Origin of the sequence: Pauljensenia hongkongensis (genome assembly GCF_001746855.1) — a bacterium.
Classification (GTDB): Bacteria; Actinomycetota; Actinomycetes; order Actinomycetales; family Actinomycetaceae; genus Pauljensenia; species Pauljensenia hongkongensis.
In genome coordinates, this window is sequence record NZ_CP017298.1 from 820653 (window position 1) to 831155 (window position 10503).

Sequence of the window (10503 nt, forward strand, 5' to 3'; positions counted from 1 at the left end):
GCGCGACCCGTTCCTCGGCCCGCTCCCACTGGGGGGCGGCGCCGGGCCGCGGGGCGTAGCGCGCGAGAGGGGCAGACGCGGCGACGAGGCGCCTCATGTCCCCCAGGCCGCCGGACACTGCGCCGACGGCGCGCAGTTGGACGAGCATGTTCCCCAGCGCGGTCGCCTCGACGGGCCCGGCGACGACGGGGATGCCCGTGGCATCGGCCGTGGACTGGCACAGCAGGGCGTTCTTCGACCCGCCTCCGACGATGTGGATCGTGGCGGGGGCGACTCCCGACAGCTCGGCCGCCTCGCGCAGCGCGCGCCTGTAGGCGACCACCAGGGACTCGGTGACCGCCCGCAGCAGTTCCCCGCGCGTGGTGGGCACCGGCTCGCCCGCCGCCTCCAGCCGCGCGCTGATGCGCTCGATCATCCCGCCGGGGGCCAGGAACTCCGGCGCGTTGATGTCGAAAAGGGAGCGCAGGGGCTGCGCCGCCTCGGTCTGGGCGTCCAGCGAGGGCCAGTCCAGGCCCCCCTCGCCCCGTTCCCTCCACTGCCGCAGGCACTCCTGCTGCACCCACATCCCCATGATGTTCTTGAGGAAGCGGACGGTGGAGTCCACGCCGAGCTCGTTCGTGAAGTTCGCCAGGCGCGCTTCGGGCGTGCGCACGGGCGCGCCCAGCTCCACTCCCACGAGCGACCACGTGCCCGAGGACACGAAGGCGAAGGGGCCTCCGTCCGGGTCGGCGGGGACGCCGACGACCGCCGACGCCGTGTCGTGGGTGCCCACGGCCACGAGCGGAGTCGCCTCCCCCGACGGGGAGCGCAGGCCGAGGCCGGGGACCGTGATGGGGCCGACCACGGCGCCCGCCTCGACGAGGCGGGGGAAGCGCGCCTCGACGCCGAACCCCTCCAACAGCGCCTGCGCGATCCCCGGATCCCACGCGCGGGCGCCCGGGTCGAGCAGGCCGGTCGTCGAGGCGTTGGTGACCTCGGTGACGGCCTCCCCCGTCAACCAGTACGCCAGCAGGTCGGGGATGAGCAGCGCCCTCCGCGCCAGGGACGCGCGGGCCTCACGGGTGTCCGCGACCAGTTGGAACACCGTGTTGAAGGGCTGGAACTGCAGGCCGTTGCGTTCGTACAGCCACTGGGCGTCCAGCTCGGCCAGGAAGGCGGCCGCCGCCGGGGCGCAGCGGGGGCTGCGGTACGAGGCCGGGTTGCCCAGCAGTCGGGAGTCGGCGTCGAGCAGGGCGTAGTCCACCGCCCACGAGTCGATCCCCACGGCGTCGACCGGGCCCAGCCCGGCGGCCACGCGCAGCCCGTCGAGGATCCCCGACCACAGGGCGAGGACGTCCCACGCGTACTCCTCCCCCGTCCCTCCCCCCGCCGGCGGGGCGGAGCGCAGGGGCAGGCGCACCGGGCCGTTGGCGAAGCGGGCGCACTCGCGGACGCTCAGGCGCCCCCCGTCGAGGACGCCGCGCAGGACGCGGCCCGACGAGGCGCCCAGGTCGACGGCGGCGACAGTCGTGGACACGGCGCTCACGCGCCCCAACTGGCCTGGGCGCCGCCCACGCGCTCGGCCTCGGCTCGCGCCAGGTACCCCGATCGCGCGAAGGCCGCCAGGGGGTCGGGGTCGAGCCCCTGGGACTCGCGCAGCTCGCGCAGCAGGGGGCGCACGTCCGTTGAGTAGGCGTCCATGAGGACCTGGTTCGCCCCGATGACGTCGTGGGAGCGCTGGGCCGCGTCCAGTGCCGCGCGGTCCACCAGCAGGGCCTTGGCGGTGGCCTCCTGGACGTTGAGGGCGGAGAGGATCTCGCCGGGGATCTTCTGCTCCAGGTTGTGGCACTGGTCGAGCATGAAGTTCACGCCGCTGGTGGCCTCCAGCGCCCCGGAGGACACGATCTCGTGCATGATGCGGAAGAGCTGGAACGGGTCGGCCGCCCCGACGACCAGGTCGTCGTCGGCGTAGAAGCGCGAGTTGAAGTCGAAGGCGCCCAGGCGCCCGGCGCGCAGCAGTTGGACCACGATGAACTCGATGTTGGTGCCCGGCGCGTGGTGGCCGGTGTCGAGGCAGACCACCGCCCGCTCGCCCAGGGCGCTCACGTGCGCCAGCGCCGTCCCCCAGTCGGGCACGTCGGTGTGGTAGAAGGCGGGCTCGAAGAACTTGTACTCCAGGAGCAGGCGCTGGTCCTCGCCCAGGGCGCCGTAGATGCGCCCCAGCGAGTCGGCGAGGCGGTCCTGGCGGGCCGCGATCGAGTCCTGGCCCGGGTAGTTCGTGCCATCGCCGAGCCACACTTTGAGAGTGGTGGAGCCCGTCCGGTCCATGACGTCGATGCAGCGCAGGTGGGCGTCGACGGCCTTGCGGCGCACCGCCTCGTCGGAGTTGGTCAGCGAGCCGAATTTGTAGTCGTCGTCCTGGAAGACGTTGGAGTTGATGGTCCCCAGTTCGATCCCGCGCTCGGCGGCGTGCTCCCGCAGGCGCGCGAAGTCGTCGACGCTGTCCCAGGGGATGTGCAACGAGACCCGGGGCGTGATCCCCGTGTACTTGTGGACCTGGGCCGCGTCGTCGATCTTCTCGAAGGGGTCGCGCGGCGCGCCAGGGGTGGTGAACACTTTGAACCGCGTTCCCGAGTTGCCGAACGCCCAGCTGGGCAGTTCGATCGTCTGCTCGCGCAGCAGGCGCGCCTGGGTGGGGGTGAGGTCGGCGAGGGAGGGGGGCATGGGGGTCTCCTATTGCGTGGGTGCGGGTTGTGGGCGCGGCGGCTCAGGGGTCAGGGGAGGTAGAAGTACTGGTGGAGGGTCTGGGCCTCTCCCCCGCCACCGGGCTCGAAGTACTGGGCCATCTCCCGCTGCCAGCGGGCGTTGACCCCGGTCGCGGCGATGGCCTCGGAGGCCGCCCGGGCGTCGTCCGCCTCGTAGTAGCCGACGACGAGGCCGGAGGAGGGGTCCAGGAAGAGCGAGTAGTTGCGCCACCCCGCCCGGCTCAGCGCGGAGCGCATCTCCTCCCACACGCGCTGGTGGACGTCGGCGTACTCCGCGAGCTTCTCGGGGCGCACCCGCAGGAGGAAGCAGGCGCGCGACGGGGAGGACTGGGATGTGGTGGCGAGTGTCTCGTCCAAGGCGGGCACGGTAGTCATGGCCGTCCTTTCTGCTCGGGCGCGGTGCGCCGCTCCCTGTGTCCACTGCGTGGTACTGGTCGTCGGGCCCGCCTCCGCGGGCCAGAGTCATCGGGAGCCAGTGGATGAATCGTTCAATCGCTTATGCGGGAGGTCCCCGCCGACGGGTCCTGCGCGGTGGGCGGGCCCGCCGCGCAGGACCCGGGGGTCAGAAGTCGTAGTTGTCGATGTTGTCCGCGTTGAAGCGCACCGGGTCGCCCACGACGACGGTCTTGCCCTCCTCGATGGTGCGCTCGCCGAGAGTGCCGGCGGTGAAGGTCTCGCCGACCTCGCCTTTGACCGCCCCGCTCTCCAGCGCCGCGCCCGCGTAGGCGGCGACGTAGCCGAGCTGGGCGGGATCCCACAGGGCGAACTCCTTGACGGTGCCGTCCTTGACGAAGGAGCGCATCTCATTGGGCAGGCCCAGGCCGGTCAGGGCGACCTTGCCCTTGTAGTCGGAGGTCGACAGGTAGCGCGCAGTCGCGGCGATCCCCACCGTCGTCGGGGACACGATCGCGTCGAGGTCGGGGTGGGCCTGCAACAGGCCCTGGGCCTCCTGGAAGGACTTCGTGTCGTCGTCGTCGCCGTACACCTTCGCGACGATGGAGATGTCCTTGTACTTGGCGTTGGAGGCGATCTCGTCCTCCATGTACTGGATCCACGTGTTCTGGTTCGTGGCGTTCGCAGTGGCCGACAGGATCGCGACCTTGCCCGAGCCGCCGGTCTGCTCCGACACCATCTCCAGCATCGTCAGCGCCACCTGCTTGGACTCGACCTGGTTGATGAACAGGTCGCGGCAGTCGGCCGAGGCGTCGGAGTCGAAAGTGATGACCTTGCTGCCCGCGCCCCTCGCGTCCTTCAGCGCCGGGCACACGGCGTCGGGGTCGTTCGCCGCGAGCACGATGACGCTGGTGCCCGCCTGGACCTCGGAGTTGATGAACGAGACCTGCGAGGAGGACGACGCCTCCAGCGGGCCGACGACGTGCGCCTCGGCGAAGCCCAGTTCGGCCGCCGCGTCCTTGCCCCCGCCGAGCATGACGTCGGAGAAGGGGTTGTTGAGCTGCTTGGGGATGAAGGTGATCGTCTTGGAGGAGACGTCGTAGGCGCCGCCCGCGGGGGTGGCCCCCGAGCCGCCGGACGCCTGGGAGCCGGAGCCCCCGCCGCATGCGGCCACCGCCGTCGAGGCAGCGAGGACCAGGGCCGCCAGCGCGGTCGCGCCGCGTTTCGTGAGAGACATCGGTGTCTTCCTTTCAGGCGCCCTCAGGCGCCGGTGGTGGGTCGCGGAGTCGCGCGCGATTCCGCTAGGCGCCCTGGGCGCCGGTGGTGTTGGGTGTTATCGGTGTTCGATGGGAGCGCCACTGCGACCACGCCGACGCTATCGACGGGGCGACCACGGAGGCGATGAGCAGCAGCCCGGTCACCATGACCAGGACCACATCGGGGATGCGGTTGAGCCGCAGTGCGTAGTTGAGGACGCCGACGGTGAAGACGCCGCACACGGAGCCCCACACTGAGCCCTTGCCGCCGAAGACGCTGACGCCCCCGAAGACGACCGCCGCGATGACGACCAGCTCCAGGCCCTCGACGTTGTCGGCCTTGGCCGCCGAGTAGCGCAGGGTCCAGTACACGCCGGCCAGGGCGGCCATCACGCCCGACAGGACCAGGGCGATCAGGCGCGCGCGCCTCGTGTCGATGCCGACGAACTCCGCAGCCTTCTTGGAGTGGCCGAGGGCGAAGAGCCCCCGCCCGTAGGGCGTCATGTGGAGGAGGACGGCGAAGAGGGCGACCGCCAGCGCCAGGGGGACGATCATGTAGGGGATCCCCGTCTTGCCGAAGGAGCCGGTGACGGCCTCCGTCGCCCACTCGGGGAAGGCCGAGATCGATTGGTCGCCGATGACCACCAGTGCGAGGCCGCGGTAGAGGGCGAGCGTGCCGATCGTGACCGCGAGCGCCGGGAGTCCGACGTAGGCCGTCATGACCGCGTTGAACAGGCCGCACGCCACGCCGATCAGCAGGCACAGGGCAACCACCGCCCACAAGCCCGTCCCCGATTGGACGAGGACCCCCATCACGGCGCTGACCAGGCCGGCCGTCGAGGCGACGGACAGGTCGATGTCGGCGTTGATCATGACCAGGGTCATCGGCAGGGCCATGAGGAGTGTGGCCGCCACGTCGAGCGTGAGGAACGTGAGGGTGCGCGGCTGTCCGAATCGGGGGACCAGGACCAGGGCGGCCACGACCACCAGGGCCAGGACCAGCGTCATCTTGGCGTCCCTGGAGGCGGCGATGCGCCGCAGGGCGCTCGGCGCCCTCCTTCCCGAGCCCTCCGCCGGGGTGTTCGGTGTCCGGCTCATGCTGATGCGCCTCCTTCCTTGCGCAGGGACTCGCGCCGGCGGACCGTCGAGACCCGGTCGATGACGATGGCGACCAGGATGAGGGCGCCGACGACGGCCCTCTGCCAGAACTTGTCGACGCCGATCGCGGTGAGCGCGGACGTCATCGTGTTGAGCAGCAGGGCCCCGATGGCGGCGCCGTAGGCGGTTCCCACGCCACCGGTCATGGCGACGCCGCCGACGACGCAGGCGGCGACGATGTCGAGCTCCATGCCGCTCCCGGTCGTCGCCCCGACCGAGTTGAAGCGGGAGGCGTACAGGACGCCGCCGAGGCCGACCATCGCCCCGTTGACGATGAAGGCCATGAGGACGCGGCTCCCCACGGGGATGCCGTACACGGCCGCGGCGGCGCGGTCCGACCCGATCGCGTAGAGGTCGCGCCCCGAGCGCGCATAGCGCTGGAACAGGGAGATCGCCGCGACGACGGCCACAGCGAGCAGTGTGAGCAAGGGGAAGCCCATGACGGTGGCGACACCGAGGTCCCCGAAGGCCTGGGGCCTGTCCCCCGCGAAGTACTGGGTGGAGCCCGCCCACCAGTTGAGCGCTCCGCGGAAGACGTAGAGGGTGCCCAGGGTGATGACCATCGCGGGCACCCGCGCCCGGGTGACCAGGAGCCCGTTGACCGCGCCGAGCGCCGCGCCCAGGGCGGTTCCGGCGAGGAACACGGCGATGATCGGGACCCCGGGCGCCGACACGAAGAGCACGCCCGTGAGGAAGGCGGAGCCTCCCAGGATCGAGCCGACCGACAGGTCCACGCCCTCGGACTGGATGATGAGGGACTGCCCGGCGGCCATGAGCATCGCGATGGTGGCGTTGAGGAACAGGTCCTTGATTCCTTGCGGTGTCAGGAAGCGCGGGTTGAGCGCCCATGTGGCCAGGACGAGGAGGGCCAGGGCGACCAGCACCGGCGCCTCGCGCAGGGACGCCAGGGAGCGCCAGGCGCTGCGCGCGGCGGGTGCTCGGGGCGGGGCGGGGGCATCGTTGGAGGGAGCGGTGGTGGTCATGATGCCGCCTTCGTGTGGTCGGTCGCCGCCGTCATGATCGCTTCGGCGGTCGCCTCGGCGCGTTCGAGTTCGGCGGTGACGCGGCCCTCGCACATGACGAGCACCCGGTCCGCCATTCCCATGACCTCCGGCAGCTCGGAGGAGATCATGAGGATGCCCACCCCCCGGCGCGCCAGCGTCGACAGCAGGCGGTGGACCTCCGCCTTCGTGCCGATGTCGATGCCGCGGGTGGGTTCGTCGACGATGAGGATCCTCGGATCCGTCGCCAGCCACTTCGCCAGGACGACCTTCTGCTGGTTCCCGCCGGACAGGGAGGAGGCGGGCGAGTGCTGGCTGGCGGCCTTGACCTCGAGGGTCCGCGTCCACTGCTGGGCGGCGCGCGCCTCGGCCCGGGCGTCGATGATGCCCCACTTCGCCAGCTTGTCGCGCAGGGTGAGGGTGGTGTTGCGCGCGACCGACAGGTCCATGACGAGCCCCTGCTTGCGCCGGTCCTCGGGCACGAACGCCAGGCCGGCGCGGATCGCCGCCGCGGTGTCGCCGAGCTTGAGGGGCTCGCCGAAGGCGGTGGCCGAGCCGGCGTCGGCGCGGTCGATCCCCATGACCGCGCGCGCCACCTCGGATCGCCCCGCGCCCACGAGGCCCGCGAGGGCGAGGATCTCGCCGGAGCGCAGCTCGAAGGAGACGTCCTCGAAAGCCCCGTAGCGGGTGAGCCCGTCGACGCGGAGCACCGGTTCGCCGATCTGGGCCTCGAGCTTGGGGAAGAGCTGGTCGACCTCGCGGCCGACCATGTCCTTGACCAGCTGGGAGCGGTCGGTCTCGGCCAGGACGCGCGTGGACACGTAGCGCCCGTCGCGCATGATCGTGATCCGGTCGCACAGGTCGTATATCTCGTCCATGCGGTGGGAGATGAACATGAGCGCCGCGCCGCGGTCGCGCAGGGAGCGCGCGATGGCGAAGAGCCGCTCCACCTCGTGCCCGGACAGCGCGGCCGTGGGCTCGTCCATGATGAGGACCTGCGCGTCCAGGGAGATCGCTTTGGCGATCTCGATGATCTGCTGGTCCGCGATGGACAGCCCCTCGGCGGGCACCGCCGGGTCGATGGCGACCTCGAGGCGGTCGAAGAGGCGCTGCGCGTCGGCGCGCATCGCGGCGTGGTCGATCATGCCGAAGCGGCCCCGGGGCTGGCGGCCCACGTAGATGTTCTCCGCGACGGACAGGTCCGGGAAGAGCGTGGGCTCCTGGTAGATGACGGAGATCCCGGCGGCCTTGGACTCCGCGGTGCTCTTGAACGCCACTGGCTCCCCGTCGAGCAGGAGGCGCCCTCCGTTGGGCCGGTGGATTCCGGCGAGCACCTTGACCAGGGTCGACTTCCCGGCGCCGTTCTCGCCCGCCAGGGCGTGGATCTGCCCGCGGAAGAGGTCGATGCACCCGTCGCTCATCGCCGTGAAGCTGCCGAACCGCTTCACCGCGTGCTGCAGCGACACAATGGGTTCGACGGTGTCACGTGTCATGGTTCACCTCCGCACTGAGGAATGAAACGATTCAGTGGTCAGAAGTGTGGCATGGCGGACGGATCCTGTCAACTCGGCCACAGAACCCCGCCGCGCCCTGCGGAATAACGCGGAACAAGGGGGCGCGAATGTACTAATATGAACGATTCATCCTCGATTCTCACTCCACGCGCGACGGAAGCGGAGCCAATGACCCCTCGGACCCAGGCGACCCAGCGTTCGGACCAAGACCCGCCGAAGGCGCCGCGCCGCCCCGGCCCGGCCCGGCCCGGGGGGAAGGCCCCCGGGGTCAAGGACGTCGCCACCCTGGCCGGAGTCAGCGTGGGGAGCGTGTCGAATGTGATCAACGGGCGCGGGAGCGTCAGTCCCGAAGTGCGCAAACGGGTCGAGGACGCGATCGCGCGGCTCGGCTACGTCCCCAACCCCACTGCCCAGGCCCTCAGACGGGGGACCTCCCCCCTGGTGGCCGTCGCCGTCTTCGACCTCAACAACCCGTTCTTCATGGAGGCCGCCTCGGGCATGGAGCGCTGCCTGCGCGAAGCGGGCTTCGTCATGACCCTGTCCTCGACCCACGCCTCGGTGGCAGAGGAGGCCCAACTGCTGCGCACTATGGCCCGGCAGGCCGTGCGCGGCGTCCTGCTCACCCCCGCGGACTCGGAACTCGAGGCGGCCCACGAGCTCGTCGCCCAGGGGATCCCCGTGGTCCTCTTCGACACCCCGGACACCTCGTCTGACATGTCGAGCATCGCCGTCAACGACCGGGCGGGCGCGTCGTTGGCGATCGAGCACCTGCTGGCCCTGGGGCACCGGCGCATCATCTTCGTCAACGGCCCCGCCCACGTGCGCCAGGCCCGGCAGCGCCTGCTCGGCGTCCGCGACGCGATCGCGCACTGGGAGAAGCTGACGGGGACCGGATCGGTCGCGCTCGACGTGGTCTCCGTCGCGGACTTCACCGCCCGCGCCGGACGGGAGTTCGCCGGGGAATGGCTGGCGGCGCGGGGCCTGGGGGCGGGCGCGGGCGACGCGCAGGGCGGGGACGGCGCCCCGGGCGGAGCGGACGGAGACGGCCGGGGCCCAGGCCGCCCCGGTTCCAACGGCGCGCAGGACGGGCGCGCCGGCCGCACCGGCCCCGACGGGGACGACGGGCACCCGACAGCGGTCTTCTGCGCGAACGACCTCATCGCCTTCGGCGTCATGTCCTCGCTGCGCGACGCCGGGATACGCATCCCCGCCGATGTCTCCCTGGTCGGCTTCGACGACATCGCCCTCGCCTCGCAGACCTCCGTGCCGTTGACGACCATCCGCCAGCCGATGGAGGAGCTGGGCATGGCGGCGGTCGAGTTGCTGCTGGCCGACCCCCGCGCCAACGAGGAGGACTCCCCCGCCATCGAGCACCGCTCCTTCGACCCGCAACTCGTCATCCGCGAGTCCACGTCCGCGCCGAGGCGCTGAGATCCGGCGCCGACGGTGCGCGCCCTCCAAGCGCGCGGCAGCACACTCCGCCATCCGCTACGGTTGGGCCATGGAATCCCTCGATATCCTGGTCATCGGAGGCGTCGGCGTCGACACCGTGGTGCGCGTCCCCGCGCTCCCCCTCCCCCAGGCGGACTCCCTGATGGTGCCCCCCGTGCGCACACTCCTCGGGCACACGGGGAACGGCGTCGTCCGCGGCGCCCACGCCCTGGGAATGCGTGCGGCGGTAGTGGACGTGATCGGGGACGACCCCGAGGGCGCCCTCATCCGCTCCTCCTTCGAGCACGACGGCATCCCCGCGTCGTTCGCGACGAACACCGCGGGCACCCGCCGCTCCGTCAACCTGGTCGCCCCCGACGGGCGCAGGCTCTCCCTCTACGACGCCCGCGCGGACGGGTTCGAACCGGACCCCGCCCTGTGGCGCGACTGGCTCGGACGGACCCGCCACGTCCACGTGTCGATCATGGACTGGGCCCGCCGCGCCCTGCCGGACGCCCTGGGGTCCGGCGCCACCACCTCCACCGACCTGCACGACTGGGACGGCCGCTCCGACTACCACCGCGACTTCGCGTACAGCGCGGACACCGTGTTCGTCTCAGCCACCGCCCTGGCCGACGAGGCCGGGGTCGTCGCGGACGTTTTCTCGTGCGGCAGGGCCGGAGCCGTCGTCGTCATGGACGGGGAGCGCGGGGCGAGGATCTGGAGCAGAGCCGCCCCCGACTCGCCGATCCGGGTGGCCGCCGCGGTTCTGCCGGACAGGCCCGCCGTCGACTCCAACGGGGCGGGCGACTCCTTCGTCGCGGCGTTCCTCCACGCGCGCCTGATGGGGCGCCCGCTCGCCGAGGCGGGCCGCGCTGGCGCCGTCGGCGGCGCGTGGGCGTGCGGCTCGGCGGGGACGCACACGAGTTTCGTCAACCGCCAGGAGCTGGAGGCAGCCCTCCGCCTTTAGGAGGCGGCGCGGTGGGCGCAGCACCGCTCAACCGCG

At 71.7% G+C, this 10503-nt stretch carries 9 protein-coding genes; 2 read left to right on the top strand and 7 right to left on the bottom strand.

The features are described 5' to 3' along the window. The 7 genes from BH719_RS03415 to BH719_RS03445 form a co-directional block, all read right to left on the bottom strand. Window positions 1–1516: rhamnulokinase (locus BH719_RS03415; RefSeq protein WP_069774623.1), on the bottom strand; the 1516-nt coding region annotated here is incomplete at its 3' end. Between the two features lie 5 nt (window positions 1517–1521). After that, window positions 1522–2703 (bottom strand): L-rhamnose isomerase, encoded by a 1182-nt coding sequence (gene rhaI, locus BH719_RS03420; protein ID WP_009743353.1) that lies wholly within the window; start codon window positions 2701–2703, stop codon window positions 1522–1524. 50 nt (window positions 2704–2753) lie between these two features. Then, window positions 2754–3119 (bottom strand): L-rhamnose mutarotase, encoded by a 366-nt coding sequence (locus BH719_RS03425; RefSeq protein WP_009743354.1) that lies wholly within the window; start codon window positions 3117–3119, stop codon window positions 2754–2756. A 187-nt stretch (window positions 3120–3306) separates the two neighbouring features. Continuing rightward, entirely contained in the window at window positions 3307–4374 is a 1068-nt protein-coding gene (gene rhaS, locus BH719_RS03430) for a rhamnose ABC transporter substrate-binding protein (protein WP_009743355.1), read from the bottom strand. A gap of 64 nt (window positions 4375–4438) precedes the next feature. Continuing rightward, a complete protein-coding gene (locus BH719_RS03435; protein ID WP_009743356.1) occupies window positions 4439–5491 on the bottom strand; it encodes an ABC transporter permease in 1053 nt (350 codons plus the stop codon). Then, window positions 5488–6534, bottom strand: a complete 1047-nt coding sequence (locus BH719_RS03440; protein WP_009743357.1) for an ABC transporter permease — start codon at window positions 6532–6534, stop codon at window positions 5488–5490. Before BH719_RS03440 ends, BH719_RS03435 begins: the two co-directional genes overlap by 4 nt. Continuing rightward, window positions 6531–8045, bottom strand: coding sequence for a sugar ABC transporter ATP-binding protein (locus BH719_RS03445; protein WP_009743358.1), 1515 nt, complete (start codon window positions 8043–8045; stop codon window positions 6531–6533). The genes BH719_RS03440 and BH719_RS03445 overlap by 4 nt, the downstream gene beginning before the upstream one ends. 189 nt (window positions 8046–8234) lie before the next feature. Here BH719_RS03445 and BH719_RS03450 point away from each other — a divergent pair, with 189 nt between their 5' ends. Together BH719_RS03450 and BH719_RS03455 are read left to right on the top strand one after the other, a co-directional pair. Further along, window positions 8235–9497, top strand: coding sequence for a LacI family DNA-binding transcriptional regulator (locus BH719_RS03450; RefSeq protein WP_009743359.1), 1263 nt, complete (start codon window positions 8235–8237; stop codon window positions 9495–9497). 70 nt (window positions 9498–9567) lie between these two features. Further along, window positions 9568–10467, top strand: a complete 900-nt coding sequence (locus BH719_RS03455; RefSeq protein ID WP_009743360.1) for a carbohydrate kinase family protein — start codon at window positions 9568–9570, stop codon at window positions 10465–10467. Window positions 10468–10503: the final 36 nt, after the last annotated feature.